Genomic DNA, 23007 nt, shown 5'->3' with positions numbered 1-23007 from the left:
CGCTACCCGCGCAGTGGCGCGAAGGCGAAGTCCCGCAACCCCTGATCCGGGTCGATCGCGGCCCGAAAGCCCAGTGTTTCGCTCGCACGGGCGGGATCGGCGACGATGTGGCGAACATCGCCGCTGCGGTATTGGCCGGTGACCACCGGCGCGGGTCCGCCGCGAGCCTCACAGAGGCGGGTGGCCACCGTCATGATCGAGACCGGCCGGCCGGAGCAGACGTTGGCGGCCAGGAACCCGCCCGCCTCATAGCCGACCGCTGCGACATTGGCGGCCGCGATGTCGTCGACGTGGATGAAGTCCCGCATCTGCCCACCGTCCTCGAAAACCTTTGGTGGCTCGCCCTTTTCCAGGGACGACCGGAAGATCGCGGCCACCCCTGAGTACGGGGTGTCGCGTGGCATGCCGGGGCCGTAGACGTTGTGATAGCGCAGCGCGACGACCGAGCCGCCCGTTGACTCCGCCCACGCCAGCGCGTAGTGCTCCTGGGCGGTCTTACTGGCGGCATACAGGCTGCGCGGGCGCAGCGGCGCGTCCTCACCGACCAGCTGCCAGGCCAGCTCCTCCCCGCCGAGCGGACAGCGATGCTCGAACACCCCGGCGTCGAGATCGGCGCGTGTTCGCGGCAGCGGTTCGACCACACCGTGCACCGGGCACTGGTATCCACCCTGGCCGTACACCACCATCGACGAGGCCAGCACCAACCGCTGCACCCCGGCCGCGAACATCTGCGCCAGCAGCACTGCAGTGCCGTAGTCGTTGTGACCGGCATAGGACGGCGCGTCGGCAGCGTTGACCCCGGCGCCCACCACAGCTGCCTGATGGCAGACGATGTCGATACCGGATAGCAAGCGCGCCAACGCATTCGCGTCACGCATATCGACCGGGTGACAATCGTCGGGCACCGCGGCGTCGGGACCGTGCGCGGCGTCGAGCATGATGTCGGCCGCAACCACCTCGTGCCCGTCGGCAACCAGGGCGGCTCGCACCCGGCTCCCGATGAATCCGGCTGCGCCGGTGAGTAACACTCTCACGGCAGGTCAAACGGTAACTCGACACCTTCGTGTGCGAGGCAATGCGTGCAGACGCGCTCGGAGTCGACCTGGTCGATCGCTTCCAGCACCAGCTTCTTGAACGGCCCCATGTTCTTCTCGAATTCGGCGAACACGTCGACCGCCCGCACGCCGGCCCCGACATCGACACCGGCATCCAGGTCGGTCACCAAAGCTATTGCCGCATAACACATTTCCAATTCGCGCGCCAAAACAGTCTCGGGGTATCCGGTCATATTGATCAGGGTGAACCCTTCGCGCGCGAACCACTGACTCTCGGCGCGGGTGGAGAAGCGCGGCCCCTGCACCACCACCATCGTGCCGCCGTCGACCACCCCGGGCAGGCCGGTGGCCGCAGCGCGCAGCGTCGGGCAGTACGGGTCGGCGAACCCGACATGGATACCGCCGGAATCGAAGTAGGTGTCGTCCCTGCCCCGGGTTCGGTCCACCAGCTGATCGGGCACGACGACGGCGCCGGGCCCCAGCTCCGGCGTGAGACTGCCCACGGCACACGGCCCGAACACCCGTCGCACCCCGAGAGCTCGCAGCGCCCACATGTTGGCCCGGTACGGGACAGTGTGCGGCGAGAACTCGTGACTCAGACCGTGCCGCGGCAGGAAGGCCACCTCGTGCTGGCCGACGCGACCCACGGTGATCGGCGCACTCGGCACGCCATACGGGGTGTCGAGGTTCACGCTGCGCGCATCGGATCCGAAGAACGTATAAAAGCCGCTGCCACCGATGACTCCGAGCATCCGACCATTGTGCTGCATCGAGGTCGGCAACCCTTGTCGCGTCAGCTATCCGGCAGGTCGAGGGACGAATCGGTCGCTTTCAACCTGGTGCCGATCCGCCGGCAGCTGTCACCCAGCGCGATCATCTGACGCCTGCTGAATTCACTGAGAAAGTGCTTCCGCACCAGCCGCGCATAGGTCTCGAGGGCATCGGTCGCCGATGTGAAGCCTTCGCGGGTTATCACCGCCATCACCCTGCGCCCATCCTTGTGGCTGGCACACCGCCGGAGCATCCCCCGGCGCTCGAGACGCTGAGCCTGTTGGGTCAGCGCACTGGGCGTGACCATCAGCATCTCGGCGAGACAGCCCATCTGACTGGGGCCATGGCTCTTCAAGTGCGCCAGCAGTTGGACGTCCGCCAGCGTCAGCCGATGGTGCTCCAACAGTTCGCGGTTGACCACCGCGTGCAACGCCCTGGCGACGAAATCGAATTGGAGCCACGCACTCTCCTCGACGTCATCAAGGCCGAGTCTCTGCTCCGGCCGACCTGTCGACACAGACCCCTCCGCGTGTGTCCACCGATGCCAACTGCGGGCCCCCGGCCATCGGCCGAGGGCCCGCAGTTCACGTTGTCCCCACCGAGTCGGCTACTTCGCCGCCGCGGCACCCTTCTTCGCGCCGTGGCCCTTGGCGGTGGCGTGACCGGTTGTGCTCTTTGCCGCGGAGCGGGATGCCGCCGCCTTCGAAGCGCCCGAGCTATGGGCACCGGAGTTCGTCGATTGAGCAGGCCCGACCTTGTTGCCGGTCCGGTTCGACTGCGCCCGTCCCGTGACCGCCTTGGCGGCCGGCGCGTCTCCCGCCGCGGCCTCGGCCTCGGCGGACACTGCGGCCTGCTTCGACGCGGCCGGCGGAGTTGCCGCGGGCGCGCCCAGTGCCGTGGCAATCGCGCGTGGTAGACCAACCGCAAGCGAGTACAAAAGACCGCCCGATTCAGGCGTGAAGATGCCCGCGAAGCTCGCCTGACTCAAGGTTCCCCCGTTGAGGAAAACGTTGATCGCGTTCGGAACAGCGTCGAATAGGGCCCCGATCGCCGCAGCGGTGTCGCCGGTCCCGAGCGCGTCAATGGCGGCCTGGGCACTGTCGCCGAACGACGAGATCACGCCCTCGATCGGCGAGAGGATGCCGACGACGAGGGGCAACACCGTCTGGACGTTAAACAGCGTGGTGGCCACCGCGGCCAGGTTGTTCGCGATCGTCGGGGGCAGATCCAAAAGCGGGAACAGGGGAAGACCGACTTGCAGGAGCGCGAGGCCGATCACCTGATTGATGGTGGTTGCGGCGTCGGCCGGGTTTCCGTCGGCGAGTTGCTGAAACGCCGTCCTGAGCCCGTTTGGCACAGTGGTGCTCAGGTACGTGTAAAGGCCGTTAACGGCACCGCCCGCCGCGGTGGCAATGGTCTGCCCGTAGCCGATCCAGTTGGTGCCGAGTTGTCGCACAACAGGCGCGGGATCGGAGAGCCAATCTTCACCGATCTGGCCGACGTTGCTCGCCGTGGTGGTGAAGATGTTGATCCACGCGGCGAATGGGTTGTAGGCCGCAGCAAGATCGACGCTGGCTGTGGAGATTGTCGGAACATCGACTTTCCACAGTGGCGAAGCGACCGGCTGGATTGGCGACAACGCGATGGCACCGGCTCCCACCAACGCGACACCGGTTGCGACAGATGACCGCACAGCACTGTGCATGATTACTCCCTTAGGTCACTCACTAGGACGCGGCAAACCTAACTGAGGAAAAGCTGTGAACCTTGACCATTGCCGGAAGTGCTTACGGGTCCGTCAGCAGCCGCTGGACCCGCGCAATCGTCGCCACCATTAGAATCCCTGGTGAGCGGGTTATACGACGCGACCAGCAACGCTATTGAGATGATCGAAATAGTTAAGGAAGCAAAAACCCGATTTGCCCACTGGAACGTGTTCTTCTTTGCGATTTCATTAACTATCGCGGCCGAAACCGGTTGTCTAGCAGTAATTTTAGCCGTCTGTAGTTTGCTGCCATCGCACGCCGCCGACAGGTCGTCATAAACTTTGAATTCAATTCGCTGGTCGCAATCCAGTTAACTCGCTGGTCACGCCTGTAGCCAGTTCCACGATGTCGAATCCTGAGGACGGCTAACTTTTACACAGTTACCCGATCGCCTGGCGCGGCGATCGGCGACCACAATGGCGCACACTCACTTAGCAAACACGGGTGCTAGGCATCTGGGAGGTCGGGACCCGCATCGGTGGCTTTCAACCTGGCATCGACCCGACGGCAGCTGTCACCCAGCGCAATCGTTTGACGCCTGCTCAATTGATCCAGAAAATTCGCGCGTACCAACCGGGCATAGGTTTCCAGCGAGGCTGTCGTCGCTCTGATGCCCTCTTTGGTTATCGTCGCCAGCACCCGACGGCCGTCGTCACTGCTTGGGCCTCGGCCGACCAGTCGCCGCTGCTCGAGACGTTGAATCTGTTGGGTCAACGCACTGGGGGCGACCATCAGCATTTCGGCGAGTGTGCCCATCTGGATCGGGCCGCTGCTCTTCAGATGTGCCAACAGCTGAACATCAGTCAAACTCAACTTGTGGTGTTGCAGCAGACCGCGATTGACGATGGAGTGCAAGGACATCGCGACAGATTCGAACTGCAGCCAGGCGCTTGCCTCGAGCTCGTCGAAGCCGAGGCTCAGATACCGCTGATACGCGGACCGGCGACCATTGCCCGCGTTGGGTTTCCACCCATGCCGCGGCAGCGGGTCCTCTACCCCCGGACACAAGGGGTATTCGGCAGAGGACCCGCTATCCGCATCGTCATGATGCATCGAGTGGTCTACTCGGCTGCGCTCCCGCCGCCGCGCTTCGCGCCGGCATGCGGCCGGGCACTCTTGCCGCCGGTCGCCTTCTTGGCGCCCGGCGACCTCTTGGCACCCGGCGACTTCTTGGCACTGGACTTGCCGTTCGCCTGCGAGGCACCAGTGGTCGACGACGACGTGCCGTCGGTCGAGTCAGTGACATCGGTGGCCCCTGCTGCCTCGATGCTGGTGGCGGGCTTTGCGACCCGCGCCGGCGCGGTCGGTACCGGGGCGCCGATCGCGGTGGCGATCGCCCGCGGAATGGTCACCAACAGCGAGTAGGCGAGGCCGCCGTTTTGGCCACCAGCGTCCGGCGGCGACAGGAGGCCCGGATACCCGTTGCCGTCCAACGTCGTGTAGCCGTTGATGACGGCGGTGACCAGACGCGGCGCAAAGTCGAAGACGGCCTGGGCGGCGGCGGAGTAGTCCTGGACGCCGAGCGCGTCGATGAACTGCTGCGAGGTATCGCCGACCGCCAGGATCACCCCGCTCACCGGCCCGATAACACCGATGACCAGATTGAGCAGCGTGCTGATATCGGTGACGGACTTGACCGCGGCGCTCAGGTTATCGGTGATCTGGCCGGGGATCGTCACGAGATCAAAGGCCGGATAACCGATATTGATGACCGCGCCCACGACGAGATCGGTGATGATCTGCGATGCCGCGATCAGGTTTCCATCGCGAATCTGTTGGGCCGCCGCTTGGAGAGCCTGCGGCGTCGTCGTCGTCAGATAGTCAAATCCGGCTTGAGCCACCCCGCTGAGCGCGGTCGCCGTCGCCTGGCCGTATCCGATCCAGTTCTGTGCGGCCTGACGGGCGACGGGTAGCGGGTCGGAGATCAACGCGGTGCCGAGCACGCCCGCGTTGGTCACAGCCTCGGTAAAGACAGTCACCCAGGGGGCGATGGGGTTGGGCAACGCCGCGAGTTCGACCGCAACGTTCGAAACGGCACCGGGGACAGCGACTCCCGACAACGGCAAAGCGATCGAACCGACTGGCTGAATCGGGGACAACGCGATGGCACTGGCTCCCACCAGCGCTATCCCGGTCGTAACGGTGGAACGCACAGCTATGTGCATGTTTACTCCCGTCAAGGCACTCACTTGGACGCGGCAAACACTAACTGAGCAGATGCTGAGAATCGGCTGCATTCACGGAAGTGCTTACGTCTCCGTCAACACTGAGGGCTACCGTGCAATCGCCGTGGTTCACAGAATCGCTGGTGGGCGAATGAATTCATCATTACCGCAAACAGGATCGGACCTGGATATTATTTTAGGACCGCAAGTAATCGGCTCAAGACTGGAACTTGTTATCGGTGTTGATTTGATTAACTGAACACTTTCACAATCTTGTCACCACCCACCTTCTGCCACCCGCTGCGCCATACATCGAGTTTGCTGAATCACCGTGTTGGTGACATGCCGTCGTGTGAATACGGCTATTTCGGCTAATCGACCTTGGCTATCACCTCAGGTGATATGGCGGCAAAGGCGTCCGTCCCCGGTGAAGTGTTTTTAGCAGCGGCCCGCGCCGCGTGGATCGGGACAGACACCTCGCCTGGCTAATCCATGCCGAACCCTCCGCAGGGACTGGCAGCTACGCATCGTGAGCCAACGCCACGCGGATTCAGCAAATGCCACTCCGCATGGTGCCGTGCACCCCGGAGTCACCAATGACCGTGCGTGCGACGATTGCGGTCATGGCGAGCATCGCGCAGTGGGTCGAGGGAGCCAGGCCCAGAACCCTGCCCAACGCGGTGGCGCCGGTGATCGCCGGCACGGGCGCGGCAGCGTGGTTGCAGAGCGCGGTGTGGTGGAAAGCGCTGCTGGCTCTTGCCGTCTCGCTCGCGCTGATCATCGGCGTCAACTTCGCCAACGACTACTCCGACGGCATTCGCGGCACCGACGACGAGCGCGCCGGGCCGTTGCGTCTGGTCGGCTCCAAGCTCGCGACGCCGCGGGCCGTGCTGACCGCCGCGATCGTCAGCCTCGGTGTTGGCGCGGTCGCCGGGCTGGCACTGGCCATCGTCAGCGCCCCGTGGCTGATCGCGGTCGGCGTGGTCTGTATCGCCGGGGCGTGGCTCTACACCGGCGGCTCGCGGCCCTACGGCTATGCCGGCTTCGGTGAGGTCGCGGTGTTCGTGTTCTTCGGACTCGTCGCGGTGCTGGGCACTCAGTACACCCAGGCGCTACGGGTCGACTGGGTCGGCCTGACCCTGGCCGTCGCGACGGGCGCGCTGTCCTCGGCGGTGCTGGTCGCCAACAATCTGCGCGACATCCCGACCGATCGGGTGGCGGGCAAGGTGACCCTGGCGGTCCGCCTCGGCGATGGCCGCACCCGGGTGTTCTACCAGTCGTTGCTCGGGCTGGCCGGCGTGCTGACGCTGATTCTCATGCTCGCCACACCGTGGTGTGCGGTGGGGTTGGTGGCCGCGCCGCTGGCGCTGCGTGCGGCCGGCCCGGTGCGCCGGGGTCTCGGCGGCCGTGAGCTCATCCCGGTGCTGCGCGATACCGGCCTGGCCATGCTGGTCTGGTCCGTGGCCGTCGCACTAGCCCTGGGGTTTGGTTAGTCGCTTTTCTTGTTGCCGCGCAGCCGGGCCTGCAACTGCTCGCGGTCGCTGCGGCGACGCTCGTCGACCAGGGCGATGCTCGCGGTGGCCCGCTTGCGCAGTGGTGCCAGCACCCAGATCCCCAACGGCAACGCGATCACGATCGCGAATAGCAGGGCAACGATGAGTGGGAACTCGCGGATCCCGATCAGCTGCGCGATGTAGTAGATCGCTGCGGCCAGGGCCACCACCAATGCGATCCGCGCCAACGTGTAGACGGCGACGTCACGCGCAAGGCGACCGGTCGAGCCTGAGGTCTGGTTGTCCGAATTGTCCGACACCGCGCTGAGCCTACCGACGCGCGTATATTCGGACAAAGGAGGTTTTCGTGCTGTACCTGCTCTTAGTCCTGATCATTGCCGCTGCCGTCTATGTCGGATTGCGTGCGATTCGCGCTCAGTCGAACCGGGCGAAGACCAGAGTCGTCGGGCCCGACGATGATCCGGACTTCCTGTGGCGACTCAGCCACGGCGACAACAACCCGCGCTAGCCGAACCGCTCGTTGGTCTCGGCGGCGGGGAACCCGTCGGCCACTACCGCGGCCAGCCGGACCAGAGCGTCCCGCGTCTTCGGCTTCAACCGATCTAGCTCGATCTCGGCACCCTCCTCCAGATGCGGATCGAACGGGACGACGCACACGACGCGGCAGCGCCGCGAGAAGTGGTCGACCACCTTTTGCATGTCGACCTTGCCGGACTGCGGCCGCACCGCGTTGATCACGCACACCGACCGGCGCACCAAGTCTTCGTGGCCATGCGCGTCCAGCCAATCCAGCGTCGCCGACGCACTGCGGGCACCGTCCACCGAACCCGAACTGACCACGATCAGAGTGTCGGCCTGCCTCAGCACCGCTGCCATCGCCGAGTGAAGTAGGCCGGGCCCGCAATCGGTGAGCACCAGGCTGTAGAAGCGCATCAGCACCGCCAGCGCGCGGTCGTAGTCCTCGGCGCTGAACGCCTCGGACACCGTGGGATCGTTCTCCGAGGCCAGCACTTCCAGCCGGCTCGGACCCTGTGAGGTGTAGCCGCGCACGTCGCTGTAGCGCTCGATGCCGTCAGCGTCACGCAACAGGTGACGCACCGTGGCCGGCGTTTCCAGCGGCACCTTCTGGCTCAGCGTGCCGCGGTCGGGATTGGCGTCGACGGCCACCACCCGGTCACCCCGGATCGAGGCGAACGTGCCGCCCAGAGTGGCGGTGATCGTCGTCTTGCCGACCCCGCCCTTCAGCGACAGCACAGCGATCTTGTAGCAGCCGGGCAGCGGGCGGTTCACCTGTGCGGTGAGGGTGTGCTGGCGCGCCGCGCGGGGACCCTCACCGACGTTGATCAGCTTGCCCGACAACACATACAGCCACCGGCGCCAGCCGTCCGACGGCGGCGGCTTGACCTGGCGCAGCAGCGCGCTGGTCGACAAGTCCGGGTACGGCGACGAGGGCACAATCGGCCGGTACGAGACTGGTTCGGCGACGTACTGGTTGAACAGCGGAGCCCCGGCCGGCAGCGGATCCATCGGGATGCCGATGGGCGGCGTCGCGGCCAGCCAGTCCGGTTCGGGCTGCGTCGTCGCAGTCGCTGGATCGGTGAACCGCTGTTCGGTGCGGAACACCGTTGTCGCATCAGTCAATTCGTGGCCCTGACGGGGCGCAGGATTGGACACGGGCACTTCCCCCTGACATCTCGTTTCGGGTCGAGTGGTTTCTCGTGGTGTCCTTCCGACCCTAGCGCAATGTCAGATCAGCCCACTCCGGCGTAGGAGTGCAGCCCGGTCACGACCAGGTTGATGAAAAACAGGTTGAAGACCATCGCGACGAAGCCGACGACGTTGATCCAGGCCGCCTTCTTGTCCCGCCAGCCGGCCGTCGAGCGCGCATGCAGATATGCGGCGTAGACCACCCACGCGATGAACGCGACCGTCTCCTTGGGGTCCCAGCCCCAGTAGCGGCCCCACGCCTCCTCGGCCCAGATGGCACCGAAGATGACGCCGAAGCCGAAGATCGGGAACGCGAAAATCGTGGTGCGGTAAGCGATCCGGTCGAGGGTCTGCGCGTCGGGCAAGCGCTGAACGATCCGCGCGAGCGTGCCGTCCTTGTCGGGCGCGGCCAGCGGCGACATCTTCAGCAGGAACAGGATGCTGGCCACGCCCGCCACCAGGAACACACCTGAACCGAGGCTGACGACCGACACGTGGATCGGCAGCCAGTACGACTGCAGCGCGGGCATCACCGGCGCGGCGTTGGTGTACAACCACTTGCCAGAGACGGCCAGCAGGATCAGCACCGGCAGCAGCACGAACGCCCACAGCGCGCGGTACTGCGGCTTGCGCAGCACGATCGCGGCCGCGATCAGACCGGAGAAGCAGGTCAGGTTGATGAACTCGTACATGTTGCCCCACGGCACCCGGGAGGTGGCCAGCCCGCGCAACACGATGCAGGCGAACAACGCCGCGATGCCGACGTAGACCAGCGACAGGCCGGCCTTGCCGATGCGTTCGTCGGCGGAGCGTCGGGGCTTTTCAACGACGACGCCGGGGCGGTCGCTGTCGGCGGTGACTCCGGCGGAGACCAGCTCCCGAGCCTCGACCTTGCGGCCGCGGCTGTAGGCGAGCTCGACCGCGAGCAACAGCAGTGCGCCGACGAGAATGACGATCGACGACGTGAAGGCCCAGTCCGAGTAACGGGACAGCCCGATATCGATGTGCTCGGTGTTCATACGCCTGCGACCTTCTCCTGTGACGGCTCCGGGAGGTCCGCCAACATCCGTTCGGTGAGCTTCTCGAACTCGCCGCCCCACCCGGAATTATCGGTGCGGGCCAGACCGCCCAGCTCGAGGTTTACCGTACCGGCAGCGCCGCCTGGGCGAATCTTCGCCCACACCCGCCGCCGGCGCACGATCAGCGAGACCACCAGCCCGCCCATCATCGACATGGCGAAGACCAAAACCCACAGCTGACCGGGGTCGTGGGAGACCTGCAGATTGACGAACGGGGTCGCCCCGTCGAACCGCACCACCGTGCCGTCTTCGAGCCGCACCTCTTCGCCCTGGCGCAGGTTGGTGCGCTTGACCTTGGTGAGCCGATTTTGCTCGATGAGCCGCGGGTCCAGGGTGAACAGCGACTGCGGACGACCGGTGTCCAGCCCGGTGTCGCCGCGGTAGATGTCGATGGCTACCGCGGGATCGTTGGCCGCCGGAAAGCTCGACGAGAGCAGAGTGCCGTCGAGCTCGGCGGTGGGGGCGAACAGGCCCATGATCGCCAGCTGATGCTTGCGCCGCTCGGAGGGATCGGGATACATGCCGCCGGGCGGGTCGACGCGGATCACGCCAGAAGACAGCAAGGTGCGCGGGTCGTCGGGCCGCCACTGCAGGGTCTGCGTGCGCTGTTGTCCGTTCGGGAAGGTGACGGTGAACGTCGGGGCATAGCCGTGGCCCTGCATGTACACCCGGTCGCCGCCGATGCGCAGCGGATGGTTGACCTCGAGGCGGTAGGGCCGCCAGGTACCGTCCGCCAGATCGGAGCCGGCCTGGTAGTCGATGTCCGACGCGAACGAGAGGGCCTGCCCGCTGGGCAAATAGTGGGCCTGGAAATCCTTGACCCGCACACACATCGGATACAGCGATGTGCCGTCGACACTGTTGCCCGCGCGGAAGGAGTCGAACGCGGCGGGTGAGGCCGAACAGAAGCCGGGTCCGCCGTTGGCGACGACGATGACGTTGCCTTCGTAGCCGAACAGCTTGCCGGCCGCGATCGCCACCAGCAGGCCCAACAGGGAGAAGTGGAAGACGATGTTGCCGAACTCCCGCAGGTAGCCCTTCTCGGCGGCGATCTCGATGCCCTCGTCGGTGTGGCGGGTGACGCGTCGCCAGCCCTTGAGGCGCTCGGAGATCGTGGCCGCCGTTTCTTCCGCTGTCCCCGAGACTTCGGCGGTGGCGTACTTGGGCAGCCGGGACAGGTTGCGAGGGGCCGGAACCGGCACCGCGCGCAGGGTTTTGGCGTGCTCGATCATCCGCGGGGTCAGACAGCCCACCAGCGAGATGAACAGCAGCACATAGATGGCGGTGAACCAGAAGCTGGAAAACACATCGAAAAGCTGCACGCGGTCCAACCACGGCCCGATGATGTTGTGCTCGGCGATGTACTGGTCCACCTTGGCCTCGTTGAGGCTGCGCTGCGGCAGCAGCGCGCCCGGCACCGCCCCCAGTGCGAGCAGGAACAACAGCACCAGCGCGGTGCCCATCGAGGTCAACGCGCGCCAGAGCGTGCGGATCAGTGCGACGACGGATTTCAAATCGGCAGCCTCACGTCGGAGACGAACGCGTCGCGCACCCAGGAGATGAAGTCGTTCCAGGCCCCGGTGACCAGCGCGAGTCCGACGGCGATCAACAGCACTCCGCCGATGATCTGGATGATCCTGGTGTGGCGGCGCAACCAGCCGAATCCGTTGACCGCCCAGCCCGACCCGAGCGCCAGCAGCACGAACGGGATGCCGAGGCCGACGCAGTAGGCGATCACCAGGGCGACACCGCGGGCGACGCTGGCGCCGTCGGTGGCCGAGGCGACGGTGATCACCCCGGTCAGCGTCGGGCCGAGACACGGTGTCCAGCCCAGCCCGAACACCGCGCCGAGCAGCGGTGCACCCGCCACCCCGGCGAGCCGCAGCGGCGTGAAACGCGCCTGGCGCTGCAGTGCCGGAATGAAGCCGATGAACACCAGGCCCATGACGATGGTCAGGGCCCCACCGATACGTTGCAGCACAATCTGATTGGTGATCAGGGTGGTGGTCATGCCGAGCACCGCCACCGTGCCGAGGACGAACACCGCCGTGAATCCGGCGACGAACAGCAGTGCCGACCCGGCCACCCGCCAGCGCTGCGCCTTGAGCGCTACTCGACCCGTGCGTTCGTCGAGGTCGTCCACTCCCACGACCGCCGCGAGGTAGGACAGGTAACCGGGCACCAGGGGCACCACACACGGCGACGCGAACGACACCAAGCCAGCCAGCACGCAGATCCCCAGGGCCAGCAGCAGCGGGCCCGCGGCGGCGGTCTGTGCGAAACCGGTCATGGCGTAGCTGGTTTCGGCTCAGCTGCCAGCCGCTGCACTACCGGCAGCAGGTCCTCGGCGAGCAGTTCGCGCAGGAACACCGCGGCCACCCGGTGTTCACGGTCGAGGACGACGGTCGACGGGATCACCGTGGCGGGGTACTTGCCGCCGAAGGCGATCATGGTGCGCATCGCCGGGTCATAGATCGACGGGAACGTGACCTTGCGGTCGGTGACGAAGTCCTGGGGGGCGGTGATGTCGTTGTCCCGCACATCGATTCCGAGGAACGCCACACCCAGGTCGCGGGTCTGGTCATAGACCTTCTCCAGCTGCGTGATCTCGGAACGGCACGGCCCACACCACTGGCCCCATACGTTGATGACGACGACTTTTCCGTCGAAGTCCTTCAGCGACACCGTCTTCGACGTGTCCATCAGCTCGGGGCCGGACAGCGGGCCCGGCTTGCCGCGGCTGGCCGGCGGGTCGTAGAAGATGTCGGTCTTGCCGCCGGGGGCGACGAACTCGAAGGTGCCCCCCTGCGCGACGGCGTCGTCACCGGTAGCGCAGCCGGCTAACACCGTCGCCGCCACCAGGAGGACCAACAGCCGCTTCACTGCCCGGCTAGCTCCGAGTATCCCCAGCCGACGTAGTCATCCCCATCGAAGTAGAACGAAGTCAGCGATGCCAGGTTGCACAGCCGGCGGGTCGGAAAGTGGTGCAGCTTTGCGCCGGTCATCTCCCGGCGCAGGGTTTCGACGGGCAGCTGGTGGCTGACGCAGACCGCCTCGTGGCCGGCCCCCTTGACCCGCGCGCGCTCCAGCGCCCGCTTCATCCGCGCGGCGATCTCCCGGTACGGCTCGCCCCAGGACGGCGTGCGCGGGTTGCGCAGGTGCCACCAGTTGCGCGGGTCGCGCAGGGCGCCGTCACCCGGAGAGACCCGTTCACCCTGAAAGACGTTGTGCGACTCGATGAGTTCATCGTCGGTGTCGACGGCCAGGCCGTGATGCGCGGCGATCGGCGCGGCGGTCTCCTGGGCCCGTTCCAGCGGTGAGGCGACCACATAGACGATGTCGCGGGCGGCCAGCCAGGTGGCCACCGCTGCGGCCTGGGCACGGCCGCGTTCGGAGAGGTGGAAGTCCGGCAGGCGACCGTAGAGGATGCCGTCCGGGTTGTGCACCTCGCCGTGGCGCATCACGTGCACGACGGTTCGGCCGCTCGCGGCCGGCCCATTCGCTTGGGTGCGTTCGGTCATGGTTTCGCTTCCGCTGCAGCGCGTGCCGCACCCGGCAGGGCGTCGGCGATCCGGTCGAAGGCGGCATCGTCGAGTACGGCCGAGACGAACCAGGTTTCGAAGGCACTCGGCGGCGCGTAGACGCCGGCGTCGAGCAGGGCGTGGAAGAAGGCCGGGAACCGCCAGGTCTCGCTGGCTTTCGCCGCAGCGAAGTCGATGACCGGCGAGTCGGTGAAGAACACCGACAGAAAGTTGCCGGCCCGCGGAACCTGATGGGCCACACCGGCTTGCGTCAGGGCATCGGTGAGCAGGCCGGCCAACCGGTCGGCATTGGCATCGAGTGCGGCGTAGACCGCGTCGTCGGCGTTGCGCAGGGTGGCCAGCCCGGCGGCCACCGCCACCGGATTGCCCGACAGCGTGCCGGCTTGATACACCGGGCCAAGCGGGGCCAGACGTTCCATCACGTCTTTGCGGCCGCCGAACGCGGCGGCGGGCAGTCCGCCGCTCATCACCTTGCCGAAGGTGAACAGGTCGGCGTCGACGGGATCGAGTCCGTACCAACCGCTTCGGCTCATCCGGAAGCCGGTCATCACCTCGTCGACGATCAGCAGGGCGCCATGCTCGGCGGTGATACGCCGCAGGGCGGCGTTGTAGCCGGGCAGCGGCGGAACGGCACCCATGTTGCCCGGGCAGGCCTCGGTGATCACCGCGGCGATGGTGTCACCGAACTTGCCGAAGGACTCTTCGACGGCGGCGATGTCGTTGTAGGGCAATACGATTGTGTCCGCGGCGGTGGCGCCGGTGACTCCCGGCGAGGACGGTAGGCCCAGGGTGGCGACCCCGGAGCCGGCGTCGGCCAGCAGTGCGTCGACGTGGCCGTGGTAGCAGCCGGAGAATTTGATGACCTTCGAGCGGCCGGTGAAGCCGCGGGCCAGGCGCACCGCGCTCATGGTGGCCTCGGTGCCGGAGTTCACCAATCGCACCCGTTCGACCGGCTTCACCCGGGCGATGATCTCGGTGGCCAGCTCGGTCTCCCCTGGCGTGGGCGCGCCGAACGAGAGGCCGTTGACGGCGGCGCGCTGCACCGCGTCGACGACGGCCGGGTGGGCGTGACCCAGGATCATCGGGCCCCACGAGCACACCAGGTCGATGAAGCGGTTGCCGTCGGCGTCGGTGAGCCAGTACCCCTTGGCCGAGGTGATGTAGCGGGGCGTGCCGCCGACGGAGTTGAAGGCGCGGACCGGGGAGTTCACTCCGCCGGGGATGACCGCGCACGCGTCGGCGAACAGCCTGGCCGACTCCGCGGTCGAGGCGGCCTGATCCGTGCTGCTCATGGCCACCAGTGTCCCAGGCACGTGGGGATGCTCAACTACAGGGTGTAGCAGTTAGCCATCTTGATCGTTTGGGCGCGGTTTCGTGCGGTCAGCGCACGAAACCGCGCCGAAGCGCAGCGGGCGGCCCAGATCACACCGGCTCGAGCCGGAAAACCGGGTGGTCGGCGGGGTCGGGCAGCTTGGCGAAGTACCCGTCGACGGTCTTTCCCGCCTTGATCCGGTAGGCCTGCAGCACCGGCGGGCGGTCGGGTGCCGGCACCTCGGCCGCGGTGAACCTCGCCGCACCCACCTTGGTCTCCAGAATCACCACTGGATTCGCCCGCACGTTCTTCACCCACTGCGACTCCCCCCGGGTGGACACCAGGTAGCGGATGCCGTTGACGTCGACGGTGATCACCGGGATCTTCTGTTCCTGCCCAGTGGTGCGGGCCGTCACCGTGAGCGTCTGGCTGCCCGAGACGCCGGTGGCCATCGCGATCTTGTTGAACACCTTGGCGGTGAACCAGGGCGGCTTGAGGTAGGCCATGTCTTCAGAGTTTGATGGTCTGATGCAACTGCCGCAATGGTTGGCCAATTTCAATCGGCATGTCACCAACCCGGTGCAGCGGCTGTGGGCGGGCTTCATTCCGACCATGGGCATCCTCGAACACGTCGGCCGCCGCTCCGGCGCGCAGTACCGCACCCCTCTGACGGTGTTCACCACCGACGAGGGGGTGGCGATCCTGCTGACCTACGGGCCGAACCGGGACTGGCTGAAGAACATCACCGCCAGTGGCGGAGGCCGCCTCAAACGGTATGGCCGCACCTTCACCGTCAGCAATCCCCGGATGATGACCAAAGCAGAAGCCGCCCCTCATGTTTCGGGCCTCTGGCGGCCGATCTTCACGACGCTGCCGTTCGAGTACGCAGTGTTGTTGACGCGCCCCTGAGCAGCGACCAGGCACACAACACCACCGTGATCGCCTCGGCGAGCACGCTGATCGGCCCGTGGGGCGGCTCCCATCCCCGCTCCACGAATCCCAATACCCCGACCGTGCGCGACATGGCGAAGGCGCCGAGCGCACCGAGGGAGACCAGCAGCGCGCCCGCACGCAACCAGCCGGGACCGCCGAGCGCGATAAGGATCGCCAGCGCCACGGAAACGCTTGTCAGGACCAGAAACCCGGGACCCACCGCAGGGATGTAGCGGTAGCCGTGCAGATACAGATAGCCGTGACTGGCGGCGCTGGCCAGCAGCCCGGCCGCGATGCCGAAGTTGACGAACCGTGTCATTGCAGCGTCTCCTCTTTCAGCGCCAGCATGGACTGGCCGCGGGTGTAGCTGACCTCGCGGATGCCGAGCGCGTCGTGCAACTTGCCGGCCGGCAGGGTGAGCGGCTTGGGTGCCGACCCGTCGCCAGGATGCGGCAGCGGGTAGGCGGTGGTGGTGCCGCTGTAGAACGTGACGTTGTCCTCGGTCTTCGAAAACAGCTGGTGGACATGGCCGTTCAGGCATGTCACCGAGGAGAACCGGCGCAGGTAGCTCAGCGCCTGGGTGGCATCGTCGGTCCCCCACCCCCAGGCGGGGTACATCGCGAAGAGCGGGATGTGACTGAACACGATGATCGGGGTGTCCGACGACAACGGCGCCACATCCTTCTCGATGAACTCCAACTGGTCCGTTCCAAGGTGGCCCAAGCTCTTGAGGTTCAGGGTGTTGACCAGCCCGATGACATGAACTCCGGCGATGTCGAAGCTGTACCAGCCGTCGCCGCGGGTGCCCGCTCCGAACACGGCACGGTACTTCTGGCCGGCGTCGTCGACCGAGTCGTGCTCGCCGGGCACCGTGAAGACATGTGGGGTGTTGAGCCGGCCCATCATCTGGTTGACCTGATCGAACTGGGCCGGGGTGGCCAGATGGGTGAGATCGCCGGTGTGAATGACGAAGTCTGGTGTGTAGCCCAGGTTGTTGATCTGCCGGATGGCCCGCTCGAAGGAGCCGACGACGTCGGGATTGGCGGTGCCGTTGAATCCGATGTGGCTGTCGCTGATCTGCGCGAACCGCAGGGTGGGCCGAGTGGGCGTGGCTGCGGGGGCAGCGGCGACATGGGAGAGCACCTCCCCGCCGACGACGGCCAGGCCCACCGCGGCACCGAACCAGGCGCCGTGCCGCATGAGCTGCCGCCGGCTCATCTGCTGCGGATCGCCGTTCACCGGGTCACCACCACAGTGCCGCGCATGAACGGGTGGATGCTGCAGATGTAATCGAAGCTGCCCGGGCTGGTGAACGTGAAGCTGTAGGTGCCGTTGGCGTCCAGCCCCGGCGAATGGAACGAGCCGTCGTTGGCGACGACGGTGTGCGGTTCTTCGTCCTTGTTGGTCCACGTCACGGTGTCACCGACCTTCACGGTCAGGTTGGGCGGGGTGAACGCGAAGTTGGTGATGTCCACGGCCGTGCCGGCGACCGGCGGGGTCGGGGCGGTCGACGTCGCGGCCGACGGGCCGGACGCCGGCATCGGCCCCATGCCGGGCATGCCCGGCATCCCTGGGATGCCGACCGACGTGCCGCCGTTCGGGCCGAAGTCGACCGTGGGCGCAGGCGCTTTCGTCGGCGCGGAGCACGCGGCGACGCCGACTGCGACCGCGACGCACGCGAGCGCGGTACGGGTGTGGTGCATGAATCTGCCTCCTCGGCTGAACCAAGTCCGCGGCGCGGACCGTCTCATCAAGAGGTAGGGCGACGGTTACACCGACGGCTGTGTAACCCCGCCGCCTATCTCTCACTGATGAGCGGAAGGCAAACGATGATGGCGGCGGAGGACGATCAACGCCCGCGACCAGACCTACGTCTGGTCCCCGATGCGCGCTATCCGGATTGGGAAGCCGTCTACGACGACAACGTGACGTGGGTGTACCGGCTGATTCTGGGCCGGGTCGGGAATCGAGCCGACGCCGAGGATCTGACCTCAGAGGTCTTCCTTGCCGCGATGCGGCCGTTGCGACTGACGGCGAGCATCGCGGAGGTGCGCGCCTACCTGCGGGCCACCGCGCGCACCGTGCTGGCCGCGCACTGGCGGGCCACGTTGGGCACCGAGATCACCACCATCGAGGATCTGCCCGCCACCGTCTTTGGTCCTGCGGCGCCGAGCACTGCACCACAGCGCGTCGCCGCCCTGCTGGACGCGCTGCCTGACAACTACCGACGGGTGCTGGAACTGCGCTTCCTGCAAGGCTGTTCGGTGCGGGACGCGGCCAGTACGCTCGGCGTCAGCGTCGCGAACGCGAAGGTACTGCAGCACCGGGCGCTGCGACTGGCCGCGCAGATCAGCGAGGGGGCACTCCCATGACCCGCCGTGAGCTCCGTCGCTACATCGACGACCTGCTGGCCGGCCGCCAGCCCAAGGGTTTCCACCCTGACGATTTCGAAGCCGCGCAGCTGCGCACCGCGATCGACCTGACCGCCGCCCGCGACGACGCCGCCGAGCCCCGCCCGGAGTTCGTGTCCGGGCTCAAGGCGCGGTTGGCCGCCGAGATGTCGTCAGAACCGCGACCGGCCGATGACGTCGTGGCCCCGCCCAAGACCGGACCGTCGGCCACCCGGCGGCAGGTGATCGTCGGTACCACCGCGGCCGCGACGGCAGCGGTGGCTGCGGTATCCGTCGACCGCCTGGTGCTTCGCCCGACTACCAACGAACCGCAGGTCGCCGAGGCCGACATGGTGCCGGTCGACGGGTCCTGGCAGACCGTGGCGTCCAGTTCAGAAGTGTCTGAGGGGACCATGCACGCGTTCGATCTGGGTTCGGTCAACGGATTCGTCCACCGGGTCAACGGCCGGGTGGAAGCGGTTTCAGGTGTGTGCACCCACCAAGGCTGCAAGCTGTGGTTCGACCAAAGCGTCGACCGACTGCGCTGCCCGTGCCACTCGACGTCGTTCTCGCCGGCCGGAATGGTCATCACCCATGCCCTGCCGATAGCCCCGAAGCCCCTGCCGCACTTCGAGGTTCGCGAGAAGGACGGTGTCGTCGAAGTGCTGGCGCCCCCGACCCAACCGACGTGATAGTGATTTCGGCGCGAAAACCGCCGCTGAGCGAACGTTTCCGCGCCGAAATCGCTGGTGGCGCGTGAAACTGTAACCTCCGCGCATATCTAAAGGTATGTACAGCAACATAATTGGAGCAGCACTCATCAGCGTCGCCCACATCGTGTCCTCGTCCGGGACCGGCTCAGCCCCCGACATCATCAGCCAATTGCAGGGCCAGGGGTACCAGGTGCAACTCAACGGCCAGCCAAGCGGCGGGCTGTCGCAGTGCACCGTCACCGACGTCCATCAGGCAATGCCCACCGCGTACGTGGATCTGGACTGCACCAGCAACGACTAGACCGGCACTGCCCGCAACGCTTCGGGCAGGCTGGGCAAGAAGTGTTTTGTGGCGAAAGCCCTTATATCGTCTGCAGTTTCAATCGGGTCGGGGCCGGGAAGTAGGGCCGCCATGAGCGTGTACCGCCAGATGTTGTCGGCCAGTTCATGGACGGCCTGCGGCCCGATCCGCTCGGCGAAGCCGGGCGGGAAGATGACCTGCAATGCCGACTCGATGCGCTGCACCGCCGCGACATAATGCCGGCGAGCCAACTCCAGCGTCAACGCCGGCTCGTCGAGGACCATCCGGTTGAGCACCCGGTGCCTACGGCCGCGCAGCACCGCCTGCGTGAACGCTTCGACGTAGTAATTCGACTGCGGCCGTTTGGTTTTGAGTTCCTCGGCGATATCGGCGAACAGCCGAGCGTTTTCCCGATCCATCACGGCGGACACCAGGTCGTCCTTGTTGGCGAAGCGGCGATAGATCGTCGTCCGGCTCACCCCGGCCCGACGCGCAACGTCGTCAAGCGCGACCCGTCGGATGCCATGCTGATCGAACTCGACGAGCGCGGCGTCGAGTATCGCTTCGGTCGACAGGTCAGGCATGCCCTGCCTGCACGAAACCCGCTGTGGCGTAGCGGTTGTAGCGGACGTGCATCGGCAGACGATCCCACACCCAGTTGACCGGACGCGAACGCCATAGCGCCGCGAAGCGCTGATAGTTGCGTTCCTTGCGTTCGCTCCAGGGCAGGCCGAGCAACTCGCGGGTGCGCGGCGGCATCCCGCCGGTGGTCAGGAACGCCGCGACGGGGTTGAACACCGGTGCCACCAGCCGCCACACAACCGGGTTGACGCCTTTGGGCCGCGGAAATCCCTTGGTGACATAACCGACGCCGTAGCTTGCAGTCCGGTGCGCGACCAGGACCTGGTCGATCATCCGGTCCCAATACTGCTCGAACGCCGCGTAATCAGCGGGCATCGGGCGATCGCTCACACCGTAGCGGCGGTACCAGGTCTTGGATTCCAGGTACATCTGTTCCTTCTCGGCGCGCGAGAGCCGCTTGACGAAGGTGTCGGCGAAGTACAGGGCCTGGTCGAAGAAGGTCGCGTGCGCCCAGAAGTAGGTGTCGGGATCCAGCGCGTGGTAGCGGCTGCCGTCAGGCATATCGCCCTTGATGTTGTGGTGGAAGTCGCGGACGCCGGTGCCGGCGTTGTCGTCGTCGCTGCCGTAGACCGTCATGAAGATCGGTGGCAGCGACCGCTTGATCCTGGCCGCGGTGTCGGCGAACCATACCGAGTGGTCGAGCACACCCTGGCCCAGCTCCGCCAGCATGTTCTGCAGCACCGCAGGACGCGGTCCGATGAGGAACATCCGGTTGTCGCCGAAATAGCGCCAGACCAGTGACTGCGGGCCCAGCGGCAGGGCATCGGTGGCCGACTGGGATTCGGCAAGCTCCGTCATGTGCAACAGTGTTACAGATTTCGAACTTTGTACCAACGGGTTCGTGACGAGCGTCACGTGAAGCGCTTGAGCCGGAGGCTGTTGGTCACCACCAGCACCGAGGAGAACGCCATCGCGGCGCCGGCGATCATCGGGTTCAGCAGGCCCAGCGCGGCCAGCGGGATCGCCGCCACGTTGTAGCCGAACGCCCAGAACAGGTTCTGCTTGATGATCCGCAGAGTGCGCGACGACAGCCGCAGCGCGGTCGGGACGGTTCGCAGGTCGCCGCGGACCAGCGTGATGTCGCCCGCCTCGATCGCGGCATCGGTGCCGGTACCCATCGCCATGCCGACGTCGGCGGTGGCCAGCGCCACCGAGTCGTTGACCCCATCGCCGACCATCGCGACCTTTCGGCCCTCGGCCTGCAGTCGCTTGATCGCGTCCGCCTTCTCCGACGGCAGCACACCCGCGATGACGTTCTCGGCGGCGATGCCGACCTCAGCCGCCACCCGCGCGGCGACTGCCGGATTGTCACCGGTGAGCAGCATCGGGGTGATCCCCATCCGCTTCAGCTCGGCGATCGCCTCGGCGCTGGTGGGCTTGACCGCGTCGACCAGCCGGATCACGCCGCGCTGGGCGCCATCGGCGGTGACGGCCACACTGGTGCGTCCGTCGTCGTCCGCGGCGCGGGCCACCCGCACGGTCACCCCATCCACGACGCCACTGACCCCGGTCCCGGGATCGTTGGCGAAGTCGCTCACCGCGGGCACCCGCAGACCCCGGTCGCGGGCGGCGGCCACGATCGCGGCGGCCACCGGATGTTCAGAAGCGGACTCGACGGCAGCCGCCCACGCCAGCACGGTCTCCGCGTCGGCGCCGGGCTCGGTCTCGACGGCCGCGACCGCCATGGTGCCGGTGGTGACGGTGCCGGTCTTGTCCAGCACGACGGTGTCGATGCCGGTGACGGTCTCGAGCACCTGTGGCTCCCTGATCACCACCCCGAGCTGAGCGCCGCGACCGGTGCCGACCAGGATCGCGGTCGGCGTCGCCAGGCCCAGCGCACACGGGCAGGCGATGATCAAAACGGCCACCGCGGCGGTGAACGCCGCCGTCACCGGTCCACCGGCCAGCAGCCAGGCAACCAACGTGATGACTGCGATCGCCAGCACCACCGGAACAAACACTGCCGACACCCGGTCGGCCAGCCGCTGAATCGACGCCTTCCCGCCCTGCGCATCGGCGACCATCCGAGCCATCCGGGACAGCTGAGTGTCAGCGCCAACACGGCTGGCGCGCACCAGGATTCGCCCATAGGTGTTCACGGCGCCACCCAGCACCTCGGCACCGACTCCCACATCGGCAGGCACCGACTCCCCCGTCATCGCCGAGGTGTCCAGCGCCGAGGCGCCGTCCACCACCACACCGTCGGTGGCCACCCGCTCACCGGGACGCACCACGATCACGTCACCAACCCGCAACTCGCCCACCGGGATTCGCACCTCGGTGTCGTCGCGCACCACCGTGGCATCCTTGGCGCCCAGGGACAGCAACGCGCGCAGCGCAGCGCCGGCCGACCGCTTGGCTTTACCCTCGGCATACTTGCCGGCCAGCAGGAACACCGTCACCGCCGCCGCGACCTCGAAATAGACGTGACCGTGACCGTGCGCAGCCGCCCCGGTCACCACCGCGTACAGCGACCAGAAGTACGCGGCCAAAGTACCGATGGACACCAGGGTGTCCATCGTCGACGACCCGTGCCGCGCACTGTTCAGCGCCGCCTTGTGAAACGGGTAGCCGCCCCAGAACACGATCGGTGTCGTCAGGGCGAGCACCAGCCACAGCCAGCCGGAGAATTGCCACGGCATCACCATCGACAGGGCCACCACCGGCAACGCCAGCACCGCCGAGCCGATGAGCCGGGGGCGAAGCTGCTCGGTGGGGACGTCGTGGTTCATGTGGTCGTGGGCGGAGTGGTCGACAATCGAGGCGTGGTAGCCGGTGGACTCCACCGCGTGAATGAGATCGCGCTCGGAGACCTGCGGCCCGTGTTCGACGTGCGCACTCTCGACGGCGAAGTTCACCGTGGCGCGCACACCGTCCAGGTCGTTGAGGCTGCGCTCGATCTTCGCCGCGCAAGACGCGCAGCTCATGCCGCTCAACTGAAGGTCGGTCGTCGTCATGCTTTGATGATACCCCTAGGGGGTATGTTGTCCAGTGGTCCGCCGTCTCACCACAACAAGACGCGCAGATCCTCGTCCGGGGTCTCTGGATCCTCTGGTTCCGGCGGCTCAGGGTCCTCGTCGGAAGCACTCGGCTGAGGAACCACCCGCAGGTGCCGGC

At 66.6% G+C, this 23007-nt stretch carries 28 protein-coding genes; 7 read left to right on the top strand and 21 right to left on the bottom strand.

Going from position 1 to position 23007, the window contains the following annotated elements:
- Positions 1-2: 2 nt before the first annotated feature.
- The 6 genes from SLQ31_RS27140 to SLQ31_RS27115 all read right to left on the bottom strand — a co-directional run bounded on the left by SLQ31_RS27140 (position 3) and on the right by SLQ31_RS27115 (position 5571).
- Positions 3-1034, bottom strand: coding sequence for an NAD-dependent epimerase/dehydratase family protein (locus SLQ31_RS27140; RefSeq protein ID WP_319437260.1), 1032 nt, complete (start codon positions 1032-1034; stop codon positions 3-5).
- Positions 1031-1807: an S-methyl-5'-thioadenosine phosphorylase gene (locus SLQ31_RS27135; RefSeq protein WP_319437259.1), complete on the bottom strand. Its 777-nt coding sequence runs from the start codon at positions 1805-1807 to the stop codon at positions 1031-1033. Before SLQ31_RS27135 ends, SLQ31_RS27140 begins: the two co-directional genes overlap by 4 nt.
- A gap of 41 nt (positions 1808-1848) precedes the next feature.
- A complete protein-coding gene (locus tag SLQ31_RS27130; RefSeq protein ID WP_319437258.1) occupies positions 1849-2343 on the bottom strand; it encodes a MarR family winged helix-turn-helix transcriptional regulator in 495 nt (164 codons plus the stop codon).
- A 90-nt stretch (positions 2344-2433) separates the two neighbouring features.
- A complete protein-coding gene (locus SLQ31_RS27125; protein WP_319437257.1) occupies positions 2434-3531 on the bottom strand; it encodes a hypothetical protein in 1098 nt (365 codons plus the stop codon).
- 508 nt (positions 3532-4039) lie between these two features.
- Positions 4040-4645 carry a MarR family winged helix-turn-helix transcriptional regulator gene (locus tag SLQ31_RS27120; protein WP_319437256.1) on the bottom strand — a complete coding sequence of 202 codons (606 nt, stop codon included), beginning with the start codon at positions 4643-4645 and terminating at the stop codon, positions 4040-4042.
- Between the two features lie 8 nt (positions 4646-4653).
- On the bottom strand, positions 4654-5571 hold the full coding sequence (locus SLQ31_RS27115) for a hypothetical protein (protein ID WP_319437255.1): 918 nt from the start codon (positions 5569-5571) through the stop codon (positions 4654-4656).
- Positions 5572-5695: 124 nt separating this feature from the next.
- Between SLQ31_RS27115 and SLQ31_RS27110 the strand changes: the two genes are divergently transcribed.
- Positions 5696-6016: a hypothetical protein gene (locus SLQ31_RS27110; protein ID WP_319437254.1), complete on the top strand. Its 321-nt coding sequence runs from the start codon at positions 5696-5698 to the stop codon at positions 6014-6016.
- Between the two features lie 364 nt (positions 6017-6380).
- On the top strand, positions 6381-7250 hold the full coding sequence (locus SLQ31_RS27105) for a 1,4-dihydroxy-2-naphthoate polyprenyltransferase (protein WP_319437312.1): 870 nt from the start codon (positions 6381-6383) through the stop codon (positions 7248-7250).
- On the opposite strand, the gene SLQ31_RS27100 is transcribed toward SLQ31_RS27105, so the two are convergent.
- Entirely contained in the window at positions 7247-7570 is a 324-nt protein-coding gene (locus SLQ31_RS27100; protein ID WP_319437253.1) for a DUF4229 domain-containing protein, read from the bottom strand. The two genes, SLQ31_RS27105 and SLQ31_RS27100, sit on opposite strands and share 4 nt — an antisense overlap.
- Positions 7571-7617: 47 nt before the next feature.
- On the opposite strand from SLQ31_RS27100, the gene SLQ31_RS27095 reads away from it, so the two are divergent.
- Positions 7618-7779 carry a hypothetical protein gene (locus SLQ31_RS27095; RefSeq protein ID WP_319437252.1) on the top strand — a complete coding sequence of 54 codons (162 nt, stop codon included), beginning with the start codon at positions 7618-7620 and terminating at the stop codon, positions 7777-7779.
- On the opposite strand, the gene SLQ31_RS27090 is transcribed toward SLQ31_RS27095, so the two are convergent.
- The 8 genes from SLQ31_RS27090 to SLQ31_RS27055 all read right to left on the bottom strand — a co-directional run bounded on the left by SLQ31_RS27090 (position 7776) and on the right by SLQ31_RS27055 (position 15417).
- Positions 7776-8951 (bottom strand): AAA family ATPase, encoded by a 1176-nt coding sequence (locus SLQ31_RS27090; protein WP_413643109.1) that lies wholly within the window; start codon positions 8949-8951, stop codon positions 7776-7778. The two genes, SLQ31_RS27095 and SLQ31_RS27090, sit on opposite strands and share 4 nt — an antisense overlap.
- A 71-nt stretch (positions 8952-9022) precedes the next feature.
- Positions 9023-9997, bottom strand: coding sequence for a c-type cytochrome biogenesis protein CcsB (gene ccsB / locus SLQ31_RS27085; protein ID WP_319437250.1), 975 nt, complete (start codon positions 9995-9997; stop codon positions 9023-9025).
- Positions 9994-11520 carry a cytochrome c biogenesis protein ResB gene (locus SLQ31_RS27080; RefSeq protein ID WP_319437311.1) on the bottom strand — a complete coding sequence of 509 codons (1527 nt, stop codon included), beginning with the start codon at positions 11518-11520 and terminating at the stop codon, positions 9994-9996. The genes ccsB and SLQ31_RS27080 overlap by 4 nt, the downstream gene beginning before the upstream one ends.
- A gap of 47 nt (positions 11521-11567) precedes the next feature.
- A complete protein-coding gene (locus SLQ31_RS27075) occupies positions 11568-12347 on the bottom strand; it encodes a cytochrome c biogenesis CcdA family protein (RefSeq protein WP_319437249.1) in 780 nt (259 codons plus the stop codon).
- Positions 12344-12940: a TlpA family protein disulfide reductase gene (locus tag SLQ31_RS27070; RefSeq protein ID WP_319437248.1), complete on the bottom strand. Its 597-nt coding sequence runs from the start codon at positions 12938-12940 to the stop codon at positions 12344-12346. Before SLQ31_RS27070 ends, SLQ31_RS27075 begins: the two co-directional genes overlap by 4 nt.
- The gene (locus tag SLQ31_RS27065) at positions 12937-13578 is read right to left on the bottom strand and encodes a histidine phosphatase family protein (protein ID WP_319437247.1); all 642 of its coding nucleotides are present in this window, start codon (positions 13576-13578) and stop codon (positions 12937-12939) included. Before SLQ31_RS27065 ends, SLQ31_RS27070 begins: the two co-directional genes overlap by 4 nt.
- Positions 13575-14891 (bottom strand): glutamate-1-semialdehyde 2,1-aminomutase, encoded by a 1317-nt coding sequence (gene hemL / locus SLQ31_RS27060; protein ID WP_319437246.1) that lies wholly within the window; start codon positions 14889-14891, stop codon positions 13575-13577. Before hemL ends, SLQ31_RS27065 begins: the two co-directional genes overlap by 4 nt.
- Positions 14892-15021: 130 nt before the next feature.
- Positions 15022-15417, bottom strand: a complete 396-nt coding sequence (locus SLQ31_RS27055; protein ID WP_319437245.1) for a nitroreductase/quinone reductase family protein — start codon at positions 15415-15417, stop codon at positions 15022-15024.
- Between the two features lie 22 nt (positions 15418-15439).
- Between SLQ31_RS27055 and SLQ31_RS27050 the strand changes: the two genes are divergently transcribed.
- Positions 15440-15820: a nitroreductase family deazaflavin-dependent oxidoreductase gene (locus tag SLQ31_RS27050; RefSeq protein ID WP_319437244.1), complete on the top strand. Its 381-nt coding sequence runs from the start codon at positions 15440-15442 to the stop codon at positions 15818-15820.
- Here the strand turns inward: SLQ31_RS27050 and SLQ31_RS27045 are convergent.
- Genes SLQ31_RS27045 through SLQ31_RS27035 form a run of 3 tightly spaced genes read right to left on the bottom strand, consistent with a single transcriptional unit; the run spans position 15774 to position 17547 of the window.
- On the bottom strand, positions 15774-16163 hold the full coding sequence (locus SLQ31_RS27045; protein ID WP_319437243.1) for a hypothetical protein: 390 nt from the start codon (positions 16161-16163) through the stop codon (positions 15774-15776). The two genes, SLQ31_RS27050 and SLQ31_RS27045, sit on opposite strands and share 47 nt — an antisense overlap.
- Positions 16160-17062: a metallophosphoesterase family protein gene (locus SLQ31_RS27040; protein WP_319437310.1), complete on the bottom strand. Its 903-nt coding sequence runs from the start codon at positions 17060-17062 to the stop codon at positions 16160-16162. Before SLQ31_RS27040 ends, SLQ31_RS27045 begins: the two co-directional genes overlap by 4 nt.
- Before the next feature lie 17 nt (positions 17063-17079).
- Positions 17080-17547 carry a cupredoxin family copper-binding protein gene (locus SLQ31_RS27035; protein WP_319437242.1) on the bottom strand — a complete coding sequence of 156 codons (468 nt, stop codon included), beginning with the start codon at positions 17545-17547 and terminating at the stop codon, positions 17080-17082.
- 126 nt (positions 17548-17673) lie between these two features.
- On the opposite strand from SLQ31_RS27035, the gene SLQ31_RS27030 reads away from it, so the two are divergent.
- The 3 genes from SLQ31_RS27030 to SLQ31_RS27020 all read left to right on the top strand — a co-directional run bounded on the left by SLQ31_RS27030 (position 17674) and on the right by SLQ31_RS27020 (position 19248).
- Positions 17674-18216: an RNA polymerase sigma factor gene (locus SLQ31_RS27030; RefSeq protein ID WP_413643134.1), complete on the top strand. Its 543-nt coding sequence runs from the start codon at positions 17674-17676 to the stop codon at positions 18214-18216.
- Complete coding sequence (locus tag SLQ31_RS27025) at positions 18213-18926, top strand: Rieske (2Fe-2S) protein (RefSeq protein ID WP_319437241.1); 714 nt, start codon at positions 18213-18215, stop codon at positions 18924-18926. Before SLQ31_RS27030 ends, SLQ31_RS27025 begins: the two co-directional genes overlap by 4 nt.
- 97 nt (positions 18927-19023) lie before the next feature.
- Positions 19024-19248, top strand: a complete 225-nt coding sequence (locus SLQ31_RS27020; RefSeq protein ID WP_319437316.1) for a hypothetical protein — start codon at positions 19024-19026, stop codon at positions 19246-19248.
- Here the strand turns inward: SLQ31_RS27020 and SLQ31_RS27015 are convergent.
- The 3 genes from SLQ31_RS27015 to SLQ31_RS27005 are packed head-to-tail and all read right to left on the bottom strand — an operon-like array spanning position 19245 to position 22847.
- The gene (locus tag SLQ31_RS27015) at positions 19245-19832 is read right to left on the bottom strand and encodes a helix-turn-helix domain-containing protein (protein ID WP_319437240.1); all 588 of its coding nucleotides are present in this window, start codon (positions 19830-19832) and stop codon (positions 19245-19247) included. The two genes, SLQ31_RS27020 and SLQ31_RS27015, sit on opposite strands and share 4 nt — an antisense overlap.
- Positions 19825-20688, bottom strand: coding sequence for an oxygenase MpaB family protein (locus tag SLQ31_RS27010; protein ID WP_319437239.1), 864 nt, complete (start codon positions 20686-20688; stop codon positions 19825-19827). Before SLQ31_RS27010 ends, SLQ31_RS27015 begins: the two co-directional genes overlap by 8 nt.
- A gap of 53 nt (positions 20689-20741) precedes the next feature.
- The gene (locus SLQ31_RS27005; RefSeq protein WP_319437238.1) at positions 20742-22847 is read right to left on the bottom strand and encodes a heavy metal translocating P-type ATPase; all 2106 of its coding nucleotides are present in this window, start codon (positions 22845-22847) and stop codon (positions 20742-20744) included.
- Between the last annotated feature and the right edge of the window lie 160 nt (positions 22848-23007).

It is taken from the genome of Mycobacterium sp. RTGN5 (genome assembly GCF_033804465.1).
In the GTDB taxonomy this organism is placed as follows: domain Bacteria; phylum Actinomycetota; class Actinomycetes; order Mycobacteriales; family Mycobacteriaceae; genus Mycobacterium.
The sequence above is the reverse complement of the archived record's forward strand: the minus strand, read 5'-3'. Positions and strand labels throughout refer to the sequence as shown.